The sequence below is a fragment of the Nitrospirota bacterium genome, from assembly GCA_016212185.1.
Classification (GTDB): Bacteria; Nitrospirota; Thermodesulfovibrionia; order UBA6902; family DSMQ01; genus JACRGX01.
Genome location: JACRGX010000065.1, coordinates 35,356 through 59,489 on the forward strand (window position 1 = coordinate 35,356; position 24,134 = coordinate 59,489).

Genomic DNA, 24,134 nt, shown 5'->3' on the forward strand with positions numbered 1-24,134 from the left:
ATTTACCTCCGTTTTCGTCTTCTATTCTTCTTTTTTTATGATTTTTTTTGCAGTATCAAAAACACCTTCCTCGGCAAATGTAATTGCCGTCATGGCTCTTTCAATCTTTTCAGTGAATGCCTCTTTGATTTTGGCTACGAGAAGATCAATGTCCGCAGGCTTCCGCAGGAAGTCAAATCCGCCGAGATTTTTTGCCTCTACGGCGTTTTTTTCCGTGCCGTGTCCTGTCAGGATAATGACCTGTATGGCGGGTTTTATATTTTTTATTTCCCTAAGCACATCTATGCCGTGCAGTCCCGGCATTTTCAGGTCCAGGACAATCACATCAGGCTCTATTTTCTTTATAAAAGATAAAGCCTGAGCGCCATCGTAAACCGTATCCACCACAAGCTCCCGCATTTTGAGCCGCTGTGCAAGAGTGTTTACAAAATCAACTTCGTCATCTACGAGCAAGACTTTAATCGCCTTTTTCATCAGACCCCCCTTTCGTTTATTTTTTATTTGAGTATTTTAAAAAATTTATTCGTCCTGTTGTCCGGAGTTTAAAAATACAGGGAGCGTAATTACTGTTGTTTCATCCCCGGTTTGACAGGAAATATCCCCTCCCATCTTATTAATTATCATATGCAAAACGCTCTTATCATAACACACAGAATCTGCATTTGTTTCCTTGAAATCTCCCTTAGGGATAATGCTTATTGACACCGACCCGTTTGTATATGCTGTTTTTATAATTATCTTGCCGCCGTAATCCAGCAAGTCCATACTTTTTTCAAGGAGGCAGAAGATGAGAAACTGCAGTTTTGACGGACTGTTGTAAAGCGAGGGTATGTTTTGGGCAAAATCTTTCTTAAAGCTGAGTTTTTTCTGATTGGCAGTTCTTTGAATAAGGCTAAGAAGTTCCTCCAGGCATTCGTTTAAGTTAAATGTGGACACGGACATATCCATTCTGTGTCCAAGGCGGTTGAGGTTTGTGCAGAGCAAAGATGTTTTTGTAATCTGATGCTCAACGGATTCAATGATTTTCAGACACTGCGCAGCATTAGGAGCTGTCTGCCCCAGTGTTATTAAATCCCCTATTAATCCGTTTGACTCTTTTATAATGGCAAGATGGTTTTTGATCTCATGAGTAAAGACCGAAAGCACCTTAGCTATAAAGCTTAGCTGAGAGTCTGCCGGCATGTCTTCTTCCATGTGTTCCATCTTATTATTCCTTATTTTCGTCATTCCGTCCCGACGCATCGGGAATGCGGAATCCAGAAAGTCGTTTTCCTGGATTCCCGCCTTCGCGGGAATGACATACAAAGCAGTTATTTTATTTTGAATACCCCACCCCGAAAAATCGGGACTGCAGGGCGGTTCATTTTACACTGCGTTTTTTCATGGCATTGTCAATTTTTACAGTCAATTCATTTATCTCCACCGGTTTTAGAATATATTCAAATACCTCTGCTGTTATTTCCGGTTTCACATTGTCTGTCATCTGACCGGTCAGTATTATGACCTCAATAGCCGGGTTGAACTGTTTGACGATGCCGAGAAGTTCAAAGCCGTTCATCCCAGGTATTCTCAGGTCCAGCAATACAACGTCCAGCGGCTTGCTGCGCACAGCGGTAATAGCGTCTTCAGCGCAGTACACCGCCTTTGCTTCGTAATCGCGCAAAGTCAGCCTTTCTGCAAGGGTTGAGGCGAATTCCACCTCATCGTCAACTATAAGCACTTTGGCGCGGCTCATGCGGTTTTCCATTCAGCCGGTTTCCCGTGCACCGGCAGTTCAATTGTAAAAGCTGTTCCTTGGCCCGCCTCGCTGTCAACGTAAATATTCCCACCCAAGTTATTTATAATACCATATGTGATAGAAAGACCAAGCCCGGTTCCTTTTTTCCTTTCCTTAGTCGTAAAAAAGGGTTCAAAGATGCGGTTTAAGTTTTCCGGCGGTATCCCGCATCCGGTATCTTTAATAGCTATTCTTACTGTGTCTTTATCTTTTAAATCTGTGGATATTGTTATAACTCCTCCTTCTTCAACAGCATCAATGGCATTTTTTATCAGATTAAGAAACACCTGCTGGAGCTGTCCACGGTCGCTCTTAACCGGAGGCATATTTTCCTGAAGATTTATTTCCAGACGTATGCTTCTGTAGAACATCTCTTTTTCCATGAACTCTGAGGCTTCTTTAACTGTGCTATTGATATTGAAGGCCTCAAACGCAATATCAGATTTTCTTGCAAAACCGAGTATGCGGTGGGTAATTGTTTTACAGCGGTTTATGCTGTCAAGTATGGCGCTGATCAGTCCCAGGAACTTCTCTTTATTGCCGAAGTCCTCTGATATTTCAAGGATGTCCTTCATAAGGCCGGCTTTTTCATTGATTATGGCAATTGGGTTGTTTATCTCATGCGCCACTCCTGCAGAGAATTTTCCCAGTGTAGCGAGTTTTTCTGTTTCCACAAGCTGAGCCTGTTTCTCATTCAGTCTTGTTATAGCAAGTTTAAAGGCTCCCATGGTATCCCGCAATTTATCCTCCATGATGTTGACCGATGCGCTCAGAGATGCAAGCTCATCCCGGCCCCTGATTTTAATTTTTTCTGAAAAATCACCGGCTGCAATTTTCTTTGTTACCTCCTCAAGTTTTTTTATCGGCTCGGCAATACTTTTTGCAAGTCGTATATTTATAATTGCTCCAAGTACTACTACTATCAGTATGACAAATATAAGGAGACGGGAGGACAATTGCAGCCGTCTATTTATATCGGCTCTTTCCTGCTTTGAAAAGGCATCTATAAAAGATTCTATCTGCCTTGCATCTGACCTCACGACGTCTATGGAATCCTGCTGTTTGAAGTTTTCTCCGATTCTGTTAATGTGCTGTTCGTATTCGGCTGTTGCCGCCAGTATCATTTCATAGTTGGCTTCCCCTAATTCCTTTACCATTTCGCCCTTAATGCTGAGTATATGTTTTTTAAAAATCTCAAGATAGTTTTTGAGTTCTCCCATGCTGCTCTTGTCCTTATACAGCAGGAGATTTTTCTCGTATCTCCTTACCTCAAGAAGGGCATTGGTTATATCATCAGCCGTCTCAACAAACTTTAGTCCCTTTGTAATTGTGCGTAATTCATTGTATGTAAAAAACCCGCCCATTACAGCGAGTAATATGTAGAAACTAACGGCAAGGTGTAGTTTGTCGCGTATTTTCATATCCGATAAAGTTTAATAGTTTGGGGTGTTTTTTCTCAAGTGTTAATTAAATAGCACCATGACTCATGGTGTTGAGTTTCTTGAATTCTATGTTATTATTTCCTTGTCATTCCCGTGGAAGTCCCGAACAAGTCGGGGCTTCCGCAGGAATGACAACTTTTTACAATCAGTGCAGAAGATTGTACTGAATGATATACGCTGCCACGCCGCAGAAATACCCGGCAAAGGCAAGCGGTCCGATACGGCGTGCATACCAGAAAAACTCTATCTTTTCAAGCCCCATGGCAGCCACGCCCGCAGCCGAGCCGATTATCAGGATGGAGCCTCCGGTGCCTGCGCAGTAAGCCATGAACTCCCAAAGGAATGAGTCCGGAGGGAACTGGGTTAAGGGGTACATGCCCATGGAAGCGGCAACCAGTGGAATATTATCTATGACAGCGGAACAAAGGCCGATAATAATGACGATAAGAGACTGGTTGCCGAGTTTGGCGTCAAGCCACCCGGCAAGGGCAGGGAGCATACCGTTAGCGGAAAGGGCAGCCACGGCAAGCAGGATGCCGATGAAGAACACTACAGATGCCATATCAATGCGTTTGAGCGCTTTGGATAGAGTGAGGTGTTCCTTCACTTCTGAAGGCTTTTCACGATGCAGTATATTACCCGTCAGCCATAGCACGCCGAGGGCAAACAAAATGCCGAGGTATGGGGGTAAATGCGTAACTGCCTTGAATATCGGAACGAAAATCAGGGAGCCCATGCCCATAAAGAACATAAAGGTTTTCTCAAACTGAGAGGTGGCAGAGGCGCCGTTTTCAACTGTGTCTGGAGGCACGACATTTCCCTTGAGGAAAAAGGATGCAATGACAAGAGGAACCAGCAAATTAATAGTGGAAGAAATCCAGAGTCCCTTCATTATATTGCCCGTGGTTATTTGTCCGCCTATCCAGAGCATGGTAGTAGTCACATCGCCGATGGGGGTCCAGGCGCCGCCGGCATTGGCGGCGATGACGATGATACCCGCAAAGAAGAGACGCTGCTTATGGTCTTTAAGCAGGCGCTTCATTAAAGCGACCATCACAATAGTTGTAGTCATGTTATCTAAAATGGAAGACAGGTAAAAGGAGATGAAGCCTATTATCCAGAGCAGGCTTGACAGTTTCGTTGCCTTAATGCGTGAGGTGATGACCTCAAAACCTCCGTGAGAGTCAGTCACTTCTACAATGGTCATGGCGCAAATCAGGAAGAATACGATTGCCGCTGTTTCAGCCAGCTTTTCCGTGAGCTGATGGCTGACGCCTTCAACGCCTGCCGGACTTGCAAAGGAGTATAGGGTCCACATTAAGCCCGCGGCAATCAGCGCTGTGGCGGATTTATTGATTTTGATAGGGTGCTCAAGGGCAATCATTGAGTAGGCTAATACGAATACAATTGCGACCAGGGTCATCATAGGATTAATCCTCCGTTAAAATTTTATTTCCTCTCTTACGTTATTTACGACTACGTAGCCCGAGACATTCCCTACATAGTTAGTGTCAGGTCCGTGTATCTGAATGCCTGTCAGAAGGGCGTAATCGCTTTTAGCCTTGTCAATAATTGTGTTTATCGCATGCTCAAGGTCTTTTTGTATAACCCGCTGCGTTATTTTTGTCAATTCAAGCAGGTCCGGGATATGACCGTAAGGTATCTCCCGCAGGAGACGCCTCTTAAGCAGGCTCTGCTCAAGGTCTATGTCGTCCATTGAAAGATTTAATGAACCCGTTGTCATTTCCTTCTGAAATGCGCACAGGGCGCCGCATGCGGTGGACTCTTCCTCTCTTCCGGTGCGCATGCAGGCGCCGAGCCGTCCGTCCTTGTCAATTGCAATGTGGGGCAGGGCAAAGTAGACATAGCGCTCCCTGCCGTTCACATTCGGGGCATGGTGCATTGCGGCTGCCAGACCGGTCTGACCGGCAAAAAACATACCTCCGAGGCTTGAAAGATTGAATGCCTCACCCCAGATGTGTTTGATAACACTGCGCAGTGATTGTGAGATTTCATCCCTGCAAATGCATACAGAGGCGATTGAGTTTTCATCGCTGAACCCTAATTCTTTAAGCACGGCGTATGTTTTTTTAACGAAATCAACCTCAGTGTATATGCTGTCAAAATACTTTTTTAAAATATTTTCATAATCCACTTACTCTCTCCTCTTACTTTAACACCGTCGGCATTCCCAAAATCGGCCATAACGAGAGTATAAGCGCGCCGATTATTACGACTAAGACCACACTCAGCAATATTCCGTGCTTGAAAAACTCTCCGGTTGAAAATTGTTTAGATTCATAAGCGATTGCATTCGGGGCGGCTCCGATAAGAAGCACAAAAGGCATTCCCGCTGTAGCGAGCGATGCATAGAAAATTACATCAGGCGAGACGCCGAGATATCCTGCTATAACGAGCGATACAGGGAGTGAAATGGCTATTGCCGCCACATTCATAATGAAGTTTGTCATTATAAGGACAAATGTTGCGATGCTTAGAATAAAAACAAGCCAGTGCGCATTCTGGAACATGACAAGCCAGTTAACAGCCATCCACTGCGCGGCGCCTGTTTTCCACAGGCAAAAACCAATGCTCATAGCGCCGCTGAAAAGGAGGATAATGTTCCAGGGGATTTCTTCAAGCTCTTTGACCGTGAGTATCTTAAAAATAAAGAATATGAGTGTTGATATAAGAATTAATGCCGCCCTGTCCATGGACTTTAATGCCGGCACAAAAGACTGCAGGGACATGATTATTACAACGCTGATGACGGTTATGATTACAAACTTCTCGTTTTTGGTCATGGGACCCAGCTCTTTGGAGAGTTTTTTGACCTTTTCCTTTAGGCCGGAAATGACATCCTTTTCCGGCTTTAGGAATATCATCAGATAGCCCCATATCAGAAAGACCATCAGCCATCCGAGGAAGAACATGTATTTGCTGAGCTCAAAAAAACCAATGTCCCTGCCGGTAAATTCCTTAAACATTCCCGCGCCTGCCGCCGCGCGCGCAGAGCCTAAGAATGTAATGATGCTCCCCGCGCCTGCCGCATAAGCCATGCCGATGAAAAGCGCTTTGCCGAAGTTTGTCTGTTTGTCGCCTTCGCCGTAGAGCGCATAAATAGCCAGCAGAATCGGGAAGACGGTTGCCGCCGCAGCCGTATGCGCCATGAGATGCGCAAGCCCTGCGGTTACTACAAGCGCGCCTAATAATATCATGCTGGTTTTTTCTCCTACTATTTCCAGCATTTTATACGCAAGGCGTTTTGTTAGTCCGGTTGTTGAAAATGCCAGACCCACAACAACAGAGCCGAAGATGAACATAACGGACGGGTCCATAAAGTCCTTGAAGGCGTCTTTTGCAGAGCGGATGCTGAATAACGCCTGAAACACGCCGATTGCTATGGACGTAATACCGATCGGCAATACCTCAAAAACCCACCATACTCCTGCCATTGCAAACAGGGCAATGGCTCCTTTCCCCTCGTTTGATAAAGGGAATGCCTTGCCTGCGGGGTCCACGGCATCTTTCCACGATGGCATAAAATAGATAAGAAGGAAAAGTCCCAGTCCCAGCAAGATGAAAAATACACGCTTCCATTCAAACGGGATTTTTGGAGCTGCAATTACTATATCTTTCGGAGGCTCCGGCAATCCCCGAGTTTTTTTAATATCTTTATCTGTCATTATATTGCCTCCTTTATCCCTTTAAAATAATGTTGGAAATTTCATCAAATATCTCTATCAGTCTGACCACGCCGACAAGCTTCTTTTTGTTTTCCAGAACGGGCAGTAAAACCAAATCATTATGAAGCATAAGATACGCCGCTTTGGTAATGGGATCGCCGGGCTCAACAAAGACCTTAGCGGGAACCATGACTTCGCTTATCGGTTTTTCAGACAGTTCTCTGGACTTTTCATCAAAAAATGTATCCCATAAAAGAGACAACCCTGCCTCATTCTCCGCCGGAACCTGCGCCTTTGCGGTAGGCTTCAGGAATTTCGGCTCAAGCCCTTTCAGAATATCCTTAAGACTCAAGGTGCCCACGAGGTTATACTTTTCGTCAAAGACCAGTATTGCCAGAGGCCGGATACATTTCTCATCAACAAGCAATGACTTTTTGGTAACCCCCATAGCTTGTTTTATTGAAAACCAGTAGGGGATATGAGGAAACTCAAAAACGTCCATCATCAAATCCTGTACAACTTTACTTTGTGACATAAGTCCTCCTTTTTTATAGTGTCAGTTTTTAGTGTTGGTTACTACGACTATTTACTGTTTTACGACACCTTTCGTTCAAGTTCTAAAAAGAATCTAAACCGTTCCGGCTGTTTAATGGACCGCGTATATTGTATCTGAATTTCACCTGAATAAAAAAATTGTTCTATAAGCAGTGCGGCAGAGCCTTCCTGTAATTCCAATAAGCTGGATTCTTCGGCGCTGAGATATGCAATTCCAATGTAGCCTTTGACCTTGGTAATCTTTATGCTGTATTTTTTTTCAAGGACTTCAAGCAGGGAATTATTTTCTAAATCCTCATCTAAGAGCGGAGGACAAATATGATGCGGTATGTATGTTTCCTGCAGTAAAACAGGCTCATTGTCCACGAGGCGCAGTCTTTTCAGGTAAATCACATGCTTATCATCGTGAACATCTAATTTTAAACTTATGTCGTCTGTCGGCATCATTACTGTCTGTGCAAGCACCTTTGTAGTAAAAATTATTCCTGCCTCAAGCATTAATTCCTTAAAACTTGTCAGCATGGAAAGACCTTCGGGGATAATCCTCTTGCATACAAAGGTCCCTTTGCCCTGCTGTCGTCTGAGATAACCTTGCCTTACCATCTCAGAGATTGCAAGCCGCACAGTTGCCTTACTTATTTCATATGTTTTGCATAGTTCTTCTTCTGTGGGTATCTGGGTATAAACACTCCATTCCCCGCTCTCAATTTTCCCCCTTAATATTTCATAGAGCTGGACGTAAAGTTTCAGGGGGTGCTCTCTGTCAATTAGTTTTTCCATTTTGGTAGCTGGTTATGTTATTATAATGTTATGCCTTATTCATTATAATAACATAACCTTTGCTTGTCAAGAGTTTTTTTATAAGGTAATTTTGAGGTATAATTAAACATGCTTAATTTCTTAAAGCCATTCAAAAAGACTGGTGAAAGCCCGCCGGATGCTTTTAAGGAAGCCATTAAAAGCAAGTACAATATATTTCAGTCTCTTCTGACAAAGAACAATAATGTGCTTGAGCTTATGGCTGATATGGAGGAAAAACTCTCCGGTGAATACCTCTTTGACAGGCAGTATATAAATTCCAATGCGCGCTTAATTGCTGACGGAGTTTTAACAATCATTAAAAACCTTAATGCCCTCTCCGGTGATAAATACAAGCAGTTTTACGGACTATATAATGAGATTAATAAAGAAATAGACAAAACCTTGGCGCACAAATCAGATGTTCCGGTTAGCGATTTAACCGTTCCCTTTGAAAATCTCACAGCCGGGATGTCGGATATTGCCGGCGGTAAAACAGCGCATTTGGGCGAAATAAAAAACCGTCTTAAGCTTTTGACCCCGGATGGTTTTACAATCAGCGCCTATGCATTTAAAAAATTTATGGAACACAACAGGCTTACGGAAAAGATAAATGAAAGACTGTCTTTATTGAACATAAACAACATGGAAGAACTGAATAAGGCAGGCCAAGAGATACAGGAAATGATAATAAGCGCAGAGGTTCCTGAGGAGTTACGGACGGCTATCAATAAAGCGGTTGAAAGTTTGAAGTTGAAATTGGAAGATTTGTCATTCCGGCTTGTCCGGAATCTTTCCGAAAAAGGATTGCCGACAAGCGGCAATGACAGCAACAAACAACAATCATTAATGGTCTCCGTCAGAAGCAGTGCAATTCAGGAGGACGGAGAGTTCAGTTTTGCAGGGCAGTATTCTACTTTTCTCAATGTGCCTGAGCGCCGGATCCTGCAGAAATACAAAGAGGTTCTGGCAAGTTTATTCACCCAGCGTGCTATTTTTTACTATAAGACAAAAGGCTTTGCTGAAGAAGAAATGGTTATGGCGGTCGGTGTATTACAGATGGTAAATTCAAGGGCAGGCGGGGTCGCATATACGATGGACCCGAATGACCCTGTGAATGACGCGGTCATAATTAATGCTGTACACGGGCTCGGGAAGACCGTTGTTGACGGAATGGTAAATCCTGATTCTTACATGGTCTCAAAAAAGACAGGCGCCATTTTAGAAAAGAGGATTGCTGAACAGCAGATAATGCTTGTATGCAATCCTGATGGAGACATTAAAGAGGTTGATATCCCTGATGAGGTTAAGGGCAAACCGTGTCTTACTGATGAACAGATAAAGACATTATACGGGTATGCCGTGATTCTTAAAGACCATTATGCGAAACCTCAGGACATAGAATGGGCCCTTGACATGGACGGCAGGCTGTACATCCTGCAGAGCAGACCGCTGAGAATCCTGAAGGCGGAAGGTGAAGGATTAAAAGTTCCGAGAAGGATAGAAGGGCGCAACAGCCTGATTGATAAAGGGATCATTGCGTGCAAAGGCATCGGCGCGGGTAAGGCATTTGTGCTTAAGGGCGAAGAAGACCTGAAAGATTTTCCAGAGGGCGCTGTGCTTGTGGCAAGGCATACATCCACAAAATTCGTAACTGTCATGAATAAGGCGTCTGCCATTGTTACGGATATCGGGGGAGCGACAGGACACATGGCGTCTATTTCAAGGGAATATCAGGTTCCGACAATCCTTGATACCGGAACAGCGACAACTGTTATTAAGAATGGACAGGAGATAACAGTGGATGCCGTAAACTGCAATATCTATGAGGGAAAGGTTAATGAACTTATTGCGTACGCATTAAAAAAGAAAGAGCCTTTTAAAGACACGCATCTGTTTAAGGTTTTGGAAAAAACATTAAAATGGATAGTTCCTTTAAATCTGGTTGATCCCGAAGATGAGAACTTTAAGCCTGAATATTGTAAGACATTTCATGATATAACACGGTTTGCCCATGAAACGGCAATGGCTGAGATGTTTCTGATAGGCGAGGGGCCTGATGCCGGGAAGTCCCATACGATTATACTAAAGGCAGGGATTCCTATTGACGCTCATATGATAGACATTGACGGCGGCATTAAAGCCGATATAAAAAAGGCAACTCATGAAGATATACTCTCAATTCCATTTTCCGCATTACTTAAGGGGATGAGATGTATGAGATGGCCTGAGCCGAGGGCTGCCGATGCAAAGGGTTTTTTAGGCATGATTGCGCATACGGCATCTATCCCTGAAGATGATATTTATAAAACTGCCGAGAAAAGCTTTGCAATAGTATCCGGCCATTACATGAATTTCAGCATAAGACTCGGCTACCATTTCTCAATGGTAGAGGCATATGCCGGAGAGAATATGAATGACAATTACATTAAATTCTTTTTTAAGGGCGGGGGAGCCGCCGTAGACAGGAGATTAAGAAGGGTCAGGCTCATTACGGAAATCCTTAAAAAACTGGACTTCAAAGTCAATGCCGCGCAGGATGTGATAGATGCAATTCTTACCAAGTACAGGCAGGAGACTATAGAAGAAAAATTAGAGATAATGGGCAAACTGACAGCTTATACCAAACAACTGGACATGGTTATGTATAACGACGCCATTACAGACTGGTATATAGAGGAATTCGTTAAAGAACACATTAAAGAACAGCCAATAGGCAATAGGGAATAGCCAAGAGGCAAGAAGGATTTCCCCCTATTTCCTATCCCTTAAGCCTTTTGCTTAAACTGTTTATCAAAGAAAAGAATTGAGCATTTTGTTTATCTCTTGGGTTTTTTGTAGTATTATTTCCAATGCCTGGCTGTTTAGATATTGCAGATTTTTTGATACTATAAGATGAGTTTCCAATTCTAATAAAGAACCTCTGGCAATTCTCAGAAACTGAATATACTCTTTTGTCATATTCCGTCCCCATCCTTCAGCTATATTTGCTGGAATTGAAATTGCTGCTCGTCGAATCTGGTTTGTCAAAGCATAGATTTCTTCATTAGGAAATGTTTTTGTTATTTTGTAAATCTCCGTTACAAGTTCTATAGCCTTCTTCCACACTTCCAGTTCCTGATATGATTCCATTTCTTTCCCTACTCCCTATTGGCTATTCTCTATTCCCTTCTTCAGCTGTTCCTTCAATATCCTGTTTTCATTCCGGAGCGCTACCCATTTGGAAGCCCTGTCTATTGTGTAAAGTATCTGTTCTTTACGAAAAGGCTTTGTTATAAAGTCAAAAGCCCCCTTATGCATCGTCTCGGCGGCAGACTCAACCGTACCGTAGGCTGTGATGATAATAACAGGGATATTTTCATCAAATTTCCTTACGGCGTCAAGAAGCTCTACGCCGTCAAGCCCCGGCATCTTCAGGTCTGCAATTATAATGTCAAAGCCGCCCTGTTTTGCCAGCTCAAGCGCCTCCAGAGGATTGTTAGTGGTTATAATCTCGTGAGATGTCTTTTCTCTGATAATCATACTCAGAAGCTTTAACATATCAGGTTCATCATCAACAGCCAATATCTTTTCGGGCATAATTCCTCCTCCTTTGGTTAAGCCAATAGGCAATAGAGAAGAGGGAATAGGGGGGAAATCCCTCTGGGCTATTCCCTATTGGCTATTCCCTGCCTTTACTGCCGGCAGGGTTATTATAAAAGTTGTTCCGGTCTTGCTTGATTCTTCCTTGGTCATTGTTTCAAAGGTAATTGTACCACCGTATTTTGCAATAATTCCATAAGAAACTGAAAGCCCCAGACCCGTGCCTTCTCCAACCTTTTTTGTTGTAAATAACGGGTCAAATATTCTGGTACTGTATTCTTTTTTAATTCCGCTGCCTGTATCGGAAATTTTTATTTCTACCGCGCCCCCTTCATCTATCATTTTTGCGGCAATCGTTAAAGTGCCGCCGCCCTTCATGGCGGATATCGCATTATTCACTATATTTAAGAAAACCTGCTGAAGTTCTCTCGGGTCGCCCTTTACTATGGGCAGGGATTCTGACAATTCTTCTACGATAGCGACTTTGTTAAGCGAAAGGGTATTTCCCACAATAGTGAGAACTTCCTTCAGATTCATATTTATATCAACATTTTCTTCTTTATATTCTGAAAAACGGGCAAAGGTCAGGAGATTTTCCACAACCCTTTTCGCATTCAGCCCCTGCTTTTCAATGGTCTTTAATATTTCATAATATTCAGAGTATGCCGGCACCTTTTCTTTCAGCAGGTCTGTAAAGCCGAGTATTATTGTCAGCGGATTATTTATTTCATGCGCCACGCCCGCAGCCAGAGTCCCGAGGGATGCCAGTTTCTCGGTATGGGACATTTGTTCTTCTATCTTTTTCCTTTCTGTAAAATCCCTTGCAATTCCCAGAACGGCAAAAACCTCGCCTTTGTCGTCTAATAGCGCGCTGAAGTTTGTGCTGAGCCAGTATTTATTACCGCTGATTATAACAGGGTAAGTAATCTGCCGGCTCAGGCGCGCTGCTTTAAAGACATCGTCAATAGCTTTTAATTGAAGAGAGGCGCTGTCCTCATTAAAACAGATTTCCCCTATATTGTCTCCTACAATTTCTTCATCGTCTCTTTTAAAAAAAGTCCGCCCGGCATGATTCATAGAGATGATTTCACCATCATGGGTTACTGTAAATATAATGTCATTTGCATGTTCTATAAGAGATTTGTACTGACTTTCGGATTTTATTAATTCACTTGTCTTATTTTTAACTTCTTTCTGCAATGAACTGGACCAGACAAGCATTAAACTGACTATTAATAGACCTCCGAAGAATATAGTAAGTATAGTAAACCCCTCAAGATAAAACTGCCGGATCTGTATCTCATGTATTACGCCCTCAACCTCGCTTATAGGCGCCACAACTGCTACGGACCAGATGCGGTTATCTGCCGTATTGTCCAGGGGGATAGGCGCATAGGCAATCAATTTCTTCATCTCTCCTTCTTTCCCCCTGTGCCATCCGGATATATACCAGCTGGTCCCTACCATGCCTTTCAACATTTTCTCCCTCTGAATTGTATTAATCCTTGCAAATGATATCGCAGGTTTTTTTGCCTTGCGGACCTCAAATGCATTTTTCCCGATGAACCATTTTTCAGGGTGATACAAGAATGTTCCGTTTCTGTCAATGACCCACGCATATCCCGTATTGCCTGAAATAATATTTTTTGTTGTCTCTCCGGCCAATGCAGTTGCATCAATAATAAACAGTAAGACGCCTGAGAATTTATTGGCTGCCACCGGATGTGTCACATCAACGGAAATCTGCCAGACAGACAGAGCCATTGTTATTATAAGTTTCTGACTGTTTTTGTAATTTTTTGCTGAAACATCGCTTAACGAGATCTTGCCCTTATTTTCTTCCCGCCCGGCCTGCTTCAAATAATACAAATCATCAGCGGATGGATTGGAGAGATTATATCCCCGGCTGTTTGCCACAATGGTTTTTTTGTCTTTATTTTTAACAAACCTTATTTCCAGTCCGCCCTCGTCTTTTATGCTTGAAAAGGCGATATCCATTCTCTTTCCCATGAATACTTCTTCATCATACTGAATTGACGGAGAGAAACTAAGGAGGGACAATTCGCGTTTCAAAATATTTATGCTGTTTTCAATTTGTCCTGCCGCGTGCTGGGCAAGAACCAACTGCTGCTGGTTAAAGTTTAGAGTTACAACGTCTTTTATTTTAATTGTGGACATCCATGCGAGTATGAGAACGCCTGACAGAAGAACCGGAGGGATTATAATGCCGGCTAAAATCAAAAATGACTTTACATTGAACGGGTGAAACCTTTCCCACAGAAAAGGCTTTAAATCCTTAAGGCTGAAAGAAGCGGTTTTTTTTCCTTTCAATTTATCAGCGCCGGTAAAAATCAAGGGTGAATCAGCGTATTCACCCTTGTGTTGTTGAACTCTTATCCTGCCGGATTATTTTACCACATATACAGAACAGGAGCTATGCCTGACCACTTTTGACGCAACGCTCCCCATCCTGAATCTTGAAGAAGGGCTTAAGCCGCGGCTGCCGATTATTATCAAGTCAACTTTTTCTTTTTCAGCAAAATCAATTACTGCATCAGGCACTGAAGTTGAGGCGGCTATTTCCCTGCAAGTTGCGATTACGTCTTCTGTGGCAAGCACGCCGCAAGCCTGCTGGACTATATAATCAGCGCGCTTCCTCATGCTTTCTTTAAGTTTATCTTTTTCAGACGGGGAAATTTCCAGGTCTATGCCTTCAAGGACCGGGACTACATTAATCAGGCATATCTTGGCGCCTTTTGTTTTTGCAAAGTCTTTGGCAACATTCAATGCCTTTGTGGAATATTCTGAACCGTCTACTGGAACAAGTATTTTCATTGTATCCTCCTTACACTTCTTTTTTAACCTTTGATTTCTTCATCGTAAGCCCTATGCCTTCAAATATGAAGAATATTGCAAACCCCCACCACATGGTATATACCACATAAAATACCAGAAGACCTGTCATAAGGACTGCATTCTCAGAGACTTTCTGGGCTGTTATCCCGTAAAAGTTGTAGGATGTTTCTACGGCTTTTTTGTTTACGCTGTCAAGAAGTTTTGCCTCGTCAAGTTTCTTATCTTTTGTGAAGGTCTTTGCCATCTTGCTCAGCGCCTGCCACCAGTTTTTCATCACAGCCTTTTCGGCATACCCGTACAGCCCCGATACCTTGGAACCGTCATTATTGTACATTGCATCCGAATCGTTAAGAACGGTCTCTACCACCTTGCCGAGGTCGCCTTCTATCTTCATTTCAGTTCCCTGCATTTCCGCACGGGCGCCGGCAGAGTTAAACAGCTTGATTGTATTTTCAGCGTCTTCAGGTTTGTCTATCTTTATACTGACTGCAAATGTCTTACCGATAAATTTCTCATTATCCTTTTTTATCTTTGGAATGAAATAAGAGGACCCCTTGGAGAGTTCGTTAAACATTCTGTCGGCAAAGTCCAGTCCGTTCTGGGAGTTACCCTCCGGAGTCTTCGGGAAAATGGGCGAAAAAATCAAGACTAATACTACAATAAACGATATGGCAAGGACTATTCCCGTTCCAAGATGTTTTTTATGCGCTTCAGCCATGTTATGCCTCCTCTCTTAGCGTTTTGATATTTGTAAAGAATTTGCTTATAACCCAGAAACCGAAAAACCCGACAACTATCCAGAATATGATATTGCCGGCGGTTTCTATGCCTGAGGAAACAGATTTTGACATATGAATAACTTCAAGCTCGGTGAGCTTTTTGGGAAGTGTAGCAACTCTGTTTATAAAACCGGCAATAATTGACATTGCGTAAAATCCCCTGATGTGTATTCCCTTGACAACCTTTGTCGTAAGAGCGCCGACCTGAATGCCGATCAAAGAGCCGATGAGCATTCCCATTGCGAGTGTATAAAACACATACCCATAGATGGCGTATTGTGTGACTGCTCCTATTCCTGCAGTGAAAATAATTTGCAGTATGTCTGTGCCGACGGTTGTCATGGAGGATACTCCGAAAACATATACAAACATCGGAAATGTTATGAATCCTCCTCCGACTCCCATTATTGCCGCCAATATACCCACAATAACGCCGCCCATTGCAACAATAATGCCGGAAACTTTTCGTCCGCCCAGGTCCTCATCAAAAGATATCATGGGCGGGATTTTCATATTCTGTACCTTCATTCCGAGAGGAGGTATGCTTGACGGCCCGCCATGTGCGCCATGCCCTCCCGCATCAGCTTCCTTTCTTGACTTCAGAAAATCAATCAGCGCATAGAAACCGAGGAAGCCCAGTAAAACAGCATATACCAGACTGATGAAGGCCTCGCTCAATAAGGGGTCTTTATCATAAAGGCCCTTCTGTATAGCGCCGCCGATAAATGTACCCCCGGCAGAGCCTACAAGGAATGCTATCGCAAGCTTTACCGAGACATTGCCGAGTTTTTTATGAACCGTTGTACCCATTATCGCTTTGGCAAAGATATGGAAAAGATCCGTACCAACGGCAAGTATGCCTTTTACTCCGGCTGCCATCAGGGCAGGAGTGATTATGAAACCTCCGCCTGCGCCGATACATCCTGTTATAAGCCCCGCCGCAAGTCCTACTGCGATTGAAACGAAAAATATAAGGTTGGAATAAAATGCCGGCGCATATGCCGTCTTGCCGCCTATCATATCGCTTGCCTCAACAAACGATATCGCGAGAATAGGAGCCAGCATGGCAAGCAGAATCAAAAGCTTTTTCCTGTTTTTTAAAATAGACATAGAGACTTCGTAGTCCCATTGTGCATGAGCAACTGACGCAGCCTTAAGAAATTCAAACAACTTTCTTGGACCACTCATTTTTTCAACCCCCTTTAATTAATAGCTATTCTGTCATTCCGGCTTGTCCGTCCCGATGTATCGGGATTCAAGAAGGATTCCCGATCCCGAAATTTCGGGAGGAATGACAAATTATGGGGCTTTACTTATGCCCCCTTTAGTTCTATATGATTCGTTTTACCTAATTCTTTCAAATTCCGTCTGAAATTTATATTTGTCAGTTCTGCCCAGAATCTTTGTGTATGCAATCGGTATGTCGTCAGAACTGAAAAAGAGCCTGTGAACAATAAGCGCTGCCGAGCCTTCGCCTAAGCCTAAATTCTTTGCATTATCTCCGGACGCCTGAGCCACCTCAATGGTTTGTATCATCTTAAATATTTTTCTGGTGCCTTTTTCCTGAAGCACGGAATAAATTGAGCTGTGGGTAATGTCAAGTTTTTCAATAAAGGGAAGCATATTGTAGGGAATATAGGTTTCCTCAATGTATGCGGTTTCACCTCCGCTTGTTCTTTTACTCAGGATGTAGAATATCCTGTCATCGGTTTTTAAATATGCTGTTACATCAGGCGGCGCCTGTTGTACTCCTTTAAATAATATCTCCCTCTCCAAATGAGCTTCCCTGCCGAACATTTCTTCGGTAAGCCTTGTTTTCATGGCAAGCCCTACGACTGGAGATACAGAGCTGACAAAGGTCCCTTTGCCCTGAATTTTTGTAAGATAGCCGTCAGAGACGAGGTTAGTTACCGCCTGCCTGACTGTTATTTTGCTTACGTTATATTTTTTGCAGAGGTCTTCCTCAGTTGGAATCTGCTGTTCGGGCTGCCACTGCCCTGAGCTTATTTCCTCAAGAAATATTCTTGTGAGCTGGATATAAAGCTTTTCCTGATTCAGCCTGTCAATTATTTTACCCTGATGTACTAATTGGCTATCTTGCATTGTGACAATATAATATTATAATGATATGATGATGTCAAGAAAAAAATATATGAGTGGAGAAATCGAAAGAATCGTCATGTCTCGAAATCATTCGTGGCACAAAGAAGCATGAAAATACACCCTAAAAAACTTATGGTTTGACTACAAGCACAGGGCAGGGAGCGTGCCCTATAACTTTTTCTGTAACGCTTCCCATGAGGAGTCTCTTTAATCCTGTCCGCCCGTGTGAGCCGAGGATTATTGTGTCAACTTTTTGTTTTTTTGCAAGGGCGGTAATTGCCTCGTATGCCACGTCTTCACGAACAAAAATCGCTGTTTTTATGCCGGATGCCTCAGCCAGTTTGCGGGCCTCCTCCACATATCCTTTTGCTTTCCTGATTAAGTCATCTGCAACCTCAGGGGCCTCAGCATAAAATTCTGCGGGGACGTCTATAACAGACAGGATATTCAGTTCCCCGCCGTATGATTTAGCGAAGTCAATTGCTTTTTCAATTGCAGCCCTGCTGTATTTTGAGCCGTCAGTGGCAACAAGGATGTTCTGCCAGCCCACAAAGGTGTCTCTCGGAATAACAAGGATGTCATTGCGGGTGTAGCCGATTACTCTTGCGGTTACGCTTCCCATAAGCGCTCTTTCAAGCCGGCGCAGTCCGCGCCTTCCCATTATTATCAGGTCGCAGTTGTTAGTTTCTGCAAGGTTAACAATCTTTTCATATGGCTCGCCTTCCTCACAGACTGTTTTTATCAAAGCTTTTTCAGTCCTTGCCGCCTCTTCAGCCTTTGAAAGGGCATCTTCGCATGGTTTTCTTATGGATGCCATGACATCTCTAACCCCGGTTAAATCAAGGTCTCCGGTGTAAGGCGGAACAACAGACACGACAGTTATCCAGCTTCCTTCATTCACAGCAAGCTTGAAGGATTCTTTCAGCGCATGGATGCTTGTTTCAGAGCCGTCAACGGCAACAAGCAGTTTTCTGTATCTCCCCAAACTACACCTTTCCGTGCTCTAAAGCCGCTCCTGCATGCTGAAGCCTCTCAACCCTGCGTCCCTGCCACATGGCTTTAAGGACTATAAAGGCGCCGAGTACAAGGGCGAAAATCATTATACCAAAACTTACATTTTTTAATGTCTTTGTTAAAGCATCGCTAAGTGTTTGTATCAGGCCAAGCTGGGACAGATAAACAGGGACCATAAGGGCGCGGCTGAAAAGGACGATAACCATGATTAATCCCATTACTACCTTTATCATATGAGGTTTAACATAGGTTGTGCCTATTGCGCCAAGCTGAATGCCGAATAAAGAACCGGCAAGGATAATCATGGCGAGGCGTATGTCAACCAGTCCGTGCATTGCGTATTTTAATGAACCGCCTAATCCCATGACAAACGCAATTACAAGTTCTGTGGCTGAAGCCATCAGGCTGGGCGCCCCGAGAACATAAATCATTGAAGGGACACCGATAAAACCGCCTACTGCAATGGTTGCTGCAAGCATTCCGGTTGCAAAACCGAGTGGAATCGTGAAGAGCACTGAAACCTTTGCATTCAGACTCTTAAAGTAAACCATTGTACCCGGAATATTTATGGATTGCACCCGGCGCGCAAGTTTTGTGAGTTTTTCTTCTTCATTGGTGTTTCCAGATTTGTAAGTTTTCCATGCATCCAGTAATACAAAACTGCCCACAATTGCAAGAATTACTACAAATGCCGCGCTGACATAGAGGTTGGACCCTGCATCGCCGAAATTTTTCTTTATATTTTCCTGTATCTGCGCGCCGTAAAGGACGCCTGCTTCTGCAGATATTCCAAGTACGATGCCGAGTTTTACATCAACCTGCCCGTATTTTGCGCGTTTAAGCGCACCGATGAGGGCCTTGGGAAATTTGTGGCACATATTGCTTGCGACTGCCACGAGTCCGGGCACTCCAAGGCTCATCATGGCGGGTGTAAGCACAAATGCGCCGCCTGAGCCGATAAATCCGCTTACAAGACCTCCGACAAATCCTACAATAAACAGGTAGGCAACAGTCATTACATCAAGATTGATGAAATTAGCTGCCTCCTTGACCATATCATGCATGTTACTTTACCTCCCTTTTCTTTTTTGCAGCCTCTACCCCAAGCACAGTCCAGAAATGTCCTGTAAATGAACCGTGGACAAACGAAAAGGCAAATGCCGTAGCTACCAGCAAAAACGCATATGCGCCTCCGTGACCAAAGTAGTTGTTAAGAAAATCCTGATTTAAAAGAAGCGCTGCATACATTCCGACTGAAATAATTCCCATGAGTGTCATTCCCGCATAGGGCTTTTTCTTTTTCTCTGACATCTCTCCTCCATCTTTCTTCATAGAATTAATTGCTTCCTACGGCTGAATTGACTGCAATCTTTGATACATATTCACCACTGGATTTTTTGCTGATTTTTTTGTGAGGGGGCTCTTCTTCCTGCATAAACTGCTTTGCCGTTTCAAATTCCCCGGCTTCGGCAAAGGTAACGGCAAACATTGCATTCTCAAATTTTTTGAATATGCTTTTGAGTGTTTTCATTTCGCTTCCTCCTTTTTAACCTGTACCTATGCCTCTGCCTTTGCAGGCGCTGACATGGCTACGACAGGTTTTGTTATGTTTTTGAGTAATTTTTTAAAGTCAACCCCTTTTTTATCGTCTGAAAGATTCGGGCTTAAAAGGACCATATCAATGAACGGCCTATTTTTAAGAAAATCCTTAATTGCCGTTATCGTGTCATTAAATGCTGTCCGGTAAATGAGCGATATGGAATTCTTCCCGCATGTTTCAACAAATTTTTTAATCTTGATTTCTGCAGCTTCTTTAATTTTTTCTTCCTGCTCATGCAGGAGCCATTTAACAGTCTCCGTATCTCCTGCCTCTGCAAATGCAACCGCAGCCATTGTGTCTTCAAGGGTGATCAATGCCTGTTTGCCGTAAACCATTAATACCGCAATCCCGGCATTAAGAGTTTTGGCAAGCTCTACCGCATAAGAAAATCCGTTATCGCAGTCTTCACCTCCCTTTGTTACAAATAAGATTTTTTCTTGCATGTATTCCCTCCTTAAATTGAACTTCTACATAGGTAATAGAAAGAAGCATGCCAGCTCATAACTTATTGGAATTAAATGGAAAGCTATTTTTTGACGCTTAAATTATTGTTTCAAATATGAACGCAGGTGAACGGTTTTATCACTAACATCATGAAAGGAGTTATAGATTTAATTACCTTGCAGACTTTTTGTTGAGGAGGAATTTTTACGAAAAAAACTTTACGTTGAAGGAAGATAATGGAATCTAATGCTTCGGAATGTTATTACTTTTTAAGTATCCGCCAGAGGCTTGTCCTTGAGATGCCCAGAAGGTCAGCCGCTTTTGCTCTGTTGTTCTCCACAAACTCAAGCACTTTTTCTGCATATTCTTTATTTATCTCGTCAATTGTTTTTATTTTTTTAGGGGTGATTGTTTCAACCTGAAATAACTTTATGCTCTGGGGAAGGCTCTCAGGCATTATACGGGAGGTTTTCTCCAGAATAAGGGCCCGCTCAATAATATTTTCAAGCTCCCTGACATTGCCCGGAAAATTATATGCCATGAGCATATCTATCGCTTCTTTGCCGAAACCGCTTATCTTTTTATTTACCTTTTTAGAATGTTTTTCTAAAAAATGATTGCTGAGCGGGACAATATCTTCCCTTCTTTCCCGTAGCGGAGGTATATGAATATCCATGACATTGAGCCTGTAAAATAAATCCTCTCTGAACTTTCCGTCGGATACGAGCGTATTGATATTCTGATTTGTTGCGGCAATGAACCTTACGTCAACCTTGATTTGCCTTGTGCCGCCTACGCGCAGGAATTCTTTATCCTCAATTACCTTAAGCAGTTTTGCCTGCAGGGCTGTTGACATCTCCGCTATCTCATCAAGAAATAATGTGCCGGTGTTTGCAATTTCAATAAGTCCCTGTTTAGTGGCGACGGCGCCGGTGAAGGCCCCTTTTTCATGTCCGAAAAGTTCGCTTGCAAGAAGTTCTTCCGTAAAGATTGCGCAATTTACCGCCAAAAAAGGTTTTTCTTTGCGGGGACCTGTGTAGTGGATGAGCTTTGCTATAAGCCCTTTGCCTGTGCCGCTCTCTCCGGTCAGCAAGACATTGCAGTCAGAATTTGTTATGCTGTTTACAATCTCTACCACCCTTTTTATCACCCTGCTTTTTGCTATGAAAGGGTAATCCCTGCCTATCCCCAGAGAAACTTTAAGGGCTATGTTTTCTTTTTGTAAGGTTTTTTTTTCCTGAATTTTTTTGATTTTAAGGCTCAGCTCATCCAGATTAAAGGGCTTGGTGATGTAGTCAAATGCGCCTTTTTTCATTGCCTCAACCGCAGATTCAATACTGCCAAAACCTGTGATTATTATTACATCAGTGGCGGGATAGTTGTCTTTTACCTTGCCGAGAAGCGTTATGCCGTCCATGCCGGGCATTTTTATGTCGGCAATGAGAATGTCAAACTCCTCTTTCTCAAGTTTATTGAAGGCTTCAATGCCGTTTTTTACGCCTGTTACGGCATAGCCCTCTTTTTCCAGAGCATACTTAAGGTGTTTTAGTGTTATCTCTTCGTCTTCTGCAATCAGGATATTAAGGTTCATTGTTCTTTCGGCAGTATTATAGTGAAAGTAGTTTTCTTGTCAGGTTCGCTCACGACATCTATTTTACCATTATGCTTTTTTATTATGTTGTAAGCAATCGCCAGTCCTAACCCTGTGCCTTTTTCCTTTGTGGTAAAAAACGGGTCAAAAATTCTTGATATATCTTTCGGCTGGATGCCCCTGCCTGTGTCAGTGATTTTAATTTGTACGCCGGTGTTGACGGCATCCATTCTGATATCCAGCAAGCCCTTGCCTTCCATCGCATCAACGGCATTGATGAAAAGATTTATAAAGACCTGCTCCATGAGATGCCTGTCTGCAGGGAGTTCAATGTTTTCAGGGGCAGCAAGATTGTACTGTACATCTGACATCTCGCCCGACGTCTGCATTTGATTAAGCACGTCATGGACCAGATGGACTATGTTGATTTTTTTGAGTTCAGGGCCTTTTTCCCTGGCAAACTCAAGGAGGTCGCTGACTATCCTTTTCACCCGGAGCGTTTGCGAAGCAATGTCCCTGACGCTTTCAGTGATTACTTCAGGGCAGGCTTCCGACTCTATTACCTGGTCTATTTCTTTTGATAATATCTGAGACGCAAGGTAAATATTATTAAGCGGGTTGTTAAGTTCATGGGCCACCCCGGATGCAAGCGTTCCTATGGATGCCAGTTTCCTGCTTTGGAGCAGTTCCTCATTTTTTCTGTTAAGCTCCTCATCCCGTGCAATCAGATCTGCCTTCATTTTGTTAAAGGTCTTAATCAGCAAGCCTATCTCGTCCTGTTTTTCCGGAATTTTCAGAGATGAGAAGTGCCCTTTGCCTGTCTCTTCAATTGCATCGGAAAGAATTTTCAGGCGCTTCACAGTGCTCTGACTTATCCCGAACAACGCCCACAACCCCACAAAAATAAACATCGGGAAAAGGATTAATGCCGTGGTCTGCGATACGACCATTGCTTTGTCTACCTTTTCTCTTGCCGACTTATCCATGTCATTAGATATGGTCAGTATTTCTTCCCCGTCTTTTCTTATGGCGGTCATCTCGGTATTCAATTCCTGAAGGTTTTTAATTATTGAATCCTCTTCACGCAGTAAAAAGGTCTTTTTTAAAAGTTCTGCGGTTATGATAGGGCGTTCAAAAAATGTAGATTCAATCAGTTCAAAAAAAACAGAATACCGGGAATTTAAAGGTTTAAGCTTTGCTAATCTATCCCGAACTTCATAGAAGATGGCTTCAATATGGTTAAACTTCTGCTCATATTCGTCAATTTTTTTCTCAAGTACGAGCAGGTAGTTGTTTTTATAAGCGCTTTTGCCCTGATTAAGAAGAAGCTTTATATCATTTAAATAAGTATGAACTTTTTCAACAGCGCTGACGTCCATGTAAAGGAAAAAGTTCTTTTCATGACGTCTGAGCTGCAGGGATTTGCTTCTGAGGTTGTCGGATAGTTCAAGGTAATGTATCTCTTTTCTGATTTCAATGAAGCTGACAAAGCCAAAGATCATAATGACGACAATAATTATTGAGCTTGTGAGAAAGCCGAGGATTATCTTTTTCTTCAAAGACATGGTGAGTTATTTTATCACTAAAAGATGGAAAAAGAAAAATATAGAGGATAATTTATAGGGAATTTGTCAGGAGTTTACCACAAACACGGGGCAGGGGGCTTGGTTAATAACTTTTTCCACGACATGATCGCCCAAGAACCTGCTTATCCAGTTCCGTCTGCGGCGCGCTCCCATGATGATGATGTCGCACCTTTCTTCTTCGGCAACTTCTACGATTTTCCTATGAATATCACCTTCTTCAAGGCGTGTTTTTATCAATGCTCCTTCGGTGTCTGCAATGGAATTCATTTCAGCGATTTCTCTTTTGCAATTGCTGTTTAATACATCTTCAATGTTTTTTAC

Annotated in this window: 25 protein-coding genes; 1 reads left to right on the top strand and 24 read right to left on the bottom strand. The window is 43.0% G+C overall.

All coding sequences use genetic code 11. The annotated features are described in order from the left end of the window. Positions 1-21: 21 nt before the first annotated feature. The 9 genes from HZA10_07700 to HZA10_07740 form a co-directional block, all read right to left on the bottom strand. Complete coding sequence (locus tag HZA10_07700; GenBank protein MBI5196190.1) at positions 22-474, bottom strand: response regulator; 453 nt, start codon at positions 472-474, stop codon at positions 22-24. Positions 475-519: 45 nt separating this feature from the next. After that, complete coding sequence (locus HZA10_07705; protein MBI5196191.1) at positions 520-1,227, bottom strand: HAMP domain-containing histidine kinase; 708 nt, start codon at positions 1,225-1,227, stop codon at positions 520-522. Positions 1,228-1,360: 133 nt separating this feature from the next. Then, a complete protein-coding gene (locus HZA10_07710; GenBank protein ID MBI5196192.1) occupies positions 1,361-1,747 on the bottom strand; it encodes a response regulator in 387 nt (128 codons plus the stop codon). Beyond that, positions 1,732-3,198, bottom strand: a complete 1,467-nt coding sequence (locus tag HZA10_07715; GenBank protein ID MBI5196193.1) for a HAMP domain-containing protein — start codon at positions 3,196-3,198, stop codon at positions 1,732-1,734. Before HZA10_07715 ends, HZA10_07710 begins: the two co-directional genes overlap by 16 nt. A gap of 166 nt (positions 3,199-3,364) precedes the next feature. Continuing rightward, positions 3,365-4,645, bottom strand: coding sequence for a sodium:proton antiporter NhaD (gene nhaD / locus HZA10_07720; protein ID MBI5196194.1), 1,281 nt, complete (start codon positions 4,643-4,645; stop codon positions 3,365-3,367). Positions 4,646-4,660: 15 nt separating this feature from the next. Continuing rightward, the gene (locus HZA10_07725; GenBank protein MBI5196195.1) at positions 4,661-5,374 is read right to left on the bottom strand and encodes a hypothetical protein; all 714 of its coding nucleotides are present in this window, start codon (positions 5,372-5,374) and stop codon (positions 4,661-4,663) included. A 13-nt stretch (positions 5,375-5,387) separates the two neighbouring features. Then, on the bottom strand, positions 5,388-6,905 hold the full coding sequence (locus tag HZA10_07730) for an SLC13/DASS family transporter (GenBank protein ID MBI5196196.1): 1,518 nt from the start codon (positions 6,903-6,905) through the stop codon (positions 5,388-5,390). Between the two features lie 13 nt (positions 6,906-6,918). Next, on the bottom strand, positions 6,919-7,440 hold the full coding sequence (locus HZA10_07735) for a CBS domain-containing protein (protein ID MBI5196197.1): 522 nt from the start codon (positions 7,438-7,440) through the stop codon (positions 6,919-6,921). 59 nt (positions 7,441-7,499) lie between these two features. After that, positions 7,500-8,240, bottom strand: a complete 741-nt coding sequence (locus HZA10_07740) for a GntR family transcriptional regulator (protein ID MBI5196198.1) — start codon at positions 8,238-8,240, stop codon at positions 7,500-7,502. Between the two features lie 108 nt (positions 8,241-8,348). Between HZA10_07740 and HZA10_07745 the strand changes: the two genes are divergently transcribed. Next, positions 8,349-10,988 (top strand): phosphoenolpyruvate synthase, encoded by a 2,640-nt coding sequence (locus HZA10_07745; GenBank protein MBI5196199.1) that lies wholly within the window; start codon positions 8,349-8,351, stop codon positions 10,986-10,988. 63 nt (positions 10,989-11,051) lie between these two features. On the opposite strand, the gene HZA10_07750 is transcribed toward HZA10_07745, so the two are convergent. From HZA10_07750 to HZA10_07820, 15 genes are all read right to left on the bottom strand, one after another. Continuing rightward, on the bottom strand, positions 11,052-11,390 hold the full coding sequence (locus tag HZA10_07750) for a four helix bundle protein (GenBank protein ID MBI5196200.1): 339 nt from the start codon (positions 11,388-11,390) through the stop codon (positions 11,052-11,054). A 15-nt stretch (positions 11,391-11,405) separates the two neighbouring features. Beyond that, the gene (locus HZA10_07755; GenBank protein ID MBI5196201.1) at positions 11,406-11,837 is read right to left on the bottom strand and encodes a response regulator; all 432 of its coding nucleotides are present in this window, start codon (positions 11,835-11,837) and stop codon (positions 11,406-11,408) included. Positions 11,838-11,912: 75 nt separating this feature from the next. After that, positions 11,913-14,171, bottom strand: coding sequence for a PAS domain S-box protein (locus tag HZA10_07760; protein MBI5196202.1), 2,259 nt, complete (start codon positions 14,169-14,171; stop codon positions 11,913-11,915). A 75-nt stretch (positions 14,172-14,246) separates the two neighbouring features. Further along, positions 14,247-14,675, bottom strand: coding sequence for a universal stress protein (locus HZA10_07765; protein MBI5196203.1), 429 nt, complete (start codon positions 14,673-14,675; stop codon positions 14,247-14,249). 10 nt (positions 14,676-14,685) lie between these two features. Further along, positions 14,686-15,414 (bottom strand): hypothetical protein, encoded by a 729-nt coding sequence (locus tag HZA10_07770; protein ID MBI5196204.1) that lies wholly within the window; start codon positions 15,412-15,414, stop codon positions 14,686-14,688. Position 15,415: 1 nt separating this feature from the next. After that, positions 15,416-16,663, bottom strand: a complete 1,248-nt coding sequence (locus HZA10_07775; GenBank protein ID MBI5196205.1) for a sulfite exporter TauE/SafE family protein — start codon at positions 16,661-16,663, stop codon at positions 15,416-15,418. 156 nt (positions 16,664-16,819) lie between these two features. After that, entirely contained in the window at positions 16,820-17,578 is a 759-nt protein-coding gene (locus HZA10_07780; protein MBI5196206.1) for a GntR family transcriptional regulator, read from the bottom strand. A gap of 130 nt (positions 17,579-17,708) precedes the next feature. Further along, positions 17,709-18,563, bottom strand: a complete 855-nt coding sequence (locus tag HZA10_07785; protein MBI5196207.1) for a universal stress protein — start codon at positions 18,561-18,563, stop codon at positions 17,709-17,711. Between the two features lies 1 nt (position 18,564). Then, complete coding sequence (locus HZA10_07790) at positions 18,565-19,656, bottom strand: sulfite exporter TauE/SafE family protein (GenBank protein ID MBI5196208.1); 1,092 nt, start codon at positions 19,654-19,656, stop codon at positions 18,565-18,567. A gap of 1 nt (position 19,657) precedes the next feature. Next, positions 19,658-19,924: a hypothetical protein gene (locus HZA10_07795; GenBank protein MBI5196209.1), complete on the bottom strand. Its 267-nt coding sequence runs from the start codon at positions 19,922-19,924 to the stop codon at positions 19,658-19,660. Positions 19,925-19,928: 4 nt separating this feature from the next. Then, complete coding sequence (locus HZA10_07800) at positions 19,929-20,123, bottom strand: hypothetical protein (GenBank protein MBI5196210.1); 195 nt, start codon at positions 20,121-20,123, stop codon at positions 19,929-19,931. A 26-nt stretch (positions 20,124-20,149) separates the two neighbouring features. Then, complete coding sequence (locus HZA10_07805) at positions 20,150-20,635, bottom strand: hypothetical protein (protein MBI5196211.1); 486 nt, start codon at positions 20,633-20,635, stop codon at positions 20,150-20,152. Positions 20,636-20,898: 263 nt separating this feature from the next. Continuing rightward, positions 20,899-22,227: a sigma-54-dependent Fis family transcriptional regulator gene (locus tag HZA10_07810; protein ID MBI5196212.1), complete on the bottom strand. Its 1,329-nt coding sequence runs from the start codon at positions 22,225-22,227 to the stop codon at positions 20,899-20,901. After that, positions 22,224-23,792, bottom strand: a complete 1,569-nt coding sequence (locus tag HZA10_07815) for a HAMP domain-containing protein (GenBank protein ID MBI5196213.1) — start codon at positions 23,790-23,792, stop codon at positions 22,224-22,226. Before HZA10_07815 ends, HZA10_07810 begins: the two co-directional genes overlap by 4 nt. A 66-nt stretch (positions 23,793-23,858) precedes the next feature. Next, positions 23,859-24,134 (bottom strand): universal stress protein (locus HZA10_07820; protein MBI5196214.1); only part of this gene is annotated, 276 nt, incomplete at its 5' end.

Bases quoted from the DNA above. Each gene is read 5' to 3' on its own strand.
- HZA10_07700 (MBI5196190.1), bottom strand. From the start codon at position 474: ATGAAAAAGGCGATTAAAGTCTTGCTCGTAGATGACGAAGTTGATTTT.
- HZA10_07705 (MBI5196191.1), bottom strand. From the start codon at position 1,227: ATGACGAAAATAAGGAATAATAAGATGGAACACATGGAAGAAGACATG.
- HZA10_07710 (MBI5196192.1), bottom strand. From the start codon at position 1,747: ATGGAAAACCGCATGAGCCGCGCCAAAGTGCTTATAGTTGACGATGAG.
- HZA10_07715 (MBI5196193.1), bottom strand. From the start codon at position 3,198: ATGAAAATACGCGACAAACTACACCTTGCCGTTAGTTTCTACATATTA.
- nhaD (MBI5196194.1), bottom strand. From the start codon at position 4,645: ATGATGACCCTGGTCGCAATTGTATTCGTATTAGCCTACTCAATGATT.
- HZA10_07730 (MBI5196196.1), bottom strand. From the start codon at position 6,905: ATGACAGATAAAGATATTAAAAAAACTCGGGGATTGCCGGAGCCTCCG.
- HZA10_07735 (MBI5196197.1), bottom strand. From the start codon at position 7,440: ATGTCACAAAGTAAAGTTGTACAGGATTTGATGATGGACGTTTTTGAG.
- HZA10_07740 (MBI5196198.1), bottom strand. From the start codon at position 8,240: ATGGAAAAACTAATTGACAGAGAGCACCCCCTGAAACTTTACGTCCAG.
- HZA10_07745 (MBI5196199.1), top strand. From the start codon at position 8,349: ATGCTTAATTTCTTAAAGCCATTCAAAAAGACTGGTGAAAGCCCGCCG.
- HZA10_07750 (MBI5196200.1), bottom strand. From the start codon at position 11,390: ATGGAATCATATCAGGAACTGGAAGTGTGGAAGAAGGCTATAGAACTT.
- HZA10_07755 (MBI5196201.1), bottom strand. From the start codon at position 11,837: ATGCCCGAAAAGATATTGGCTGTTGATGATGAACCTGATATGTTAAAG.
- HZA10_07765 (MBI5196203.1), bottom strand. From the start codon at position 14,675: ATGAAAATACTTGTTCCAGTAGACGGTTCAGAATATTCCACAAAGGCA.
- HZA10_07770 (MBI5196204.1), bottom strand. From the start codon at position 15,414: ATGGCTGAAGCGCATAAAAAACATCTTGGAACGGGAATAGTCCTTGCC.
- HZA10_07775 (MBI5196205.1), bottom strand. From the start codon at position 16,663: ATGAGTGGTCCAAGAAAGTTGTTTGAATTTCTTAAGGCTGCGTCAGTT.
- HZA10_07780 (MBI5196206.1), bottom strand. From the start codon at position 17,578: ATGCAAGATAGCCAATTAGTACATCAGGGTAAAATAATTGACAGGCTG.
- HZA10_07790 (MBI5196208.1), bottom strand. From the start codon at position 19,656: ATGCATGATATGGTCAAGGAGGCAGCTAATTTCATCAATCTTGATGTA.
- HZA10_07795 (MBI5196209.1), bottom strand. From the start codon at position 19,924: ATGAAGAAAGATGGAGGAGAGATGTCAGAGAAAAAGAAAAAGCCCTAT.
- HZA10_07800 (MBI5196210.1), bottom strand. From the start codon at position 20,123: ATGAAAACACTCAAAAGCATATTCAAAAAATTTGAGAATGCAATGTTT.
- HZA10_07805 (MBI5196211.1), bottom strand. From the start codon at position 20,635: ATGCAAGAAAAAATCTTATTTGTAACAAAGGGAGGTGAAGACTGCGAT.
- HZA10_07810 (MBI5196212.1), bottom strand. From the start codon at position 22,227: ATGAACCTTAATATCCTGATTGCAGAAGACGAAGAGATAACACTAAAA.
- HZA10_07815 (MBI5196213.1), bottom strand. From the start codon at position 23,792: ATGTCTTTGAAGAAAAAGATAATCCTCGGCTTTCTCACAAGCTCAATA.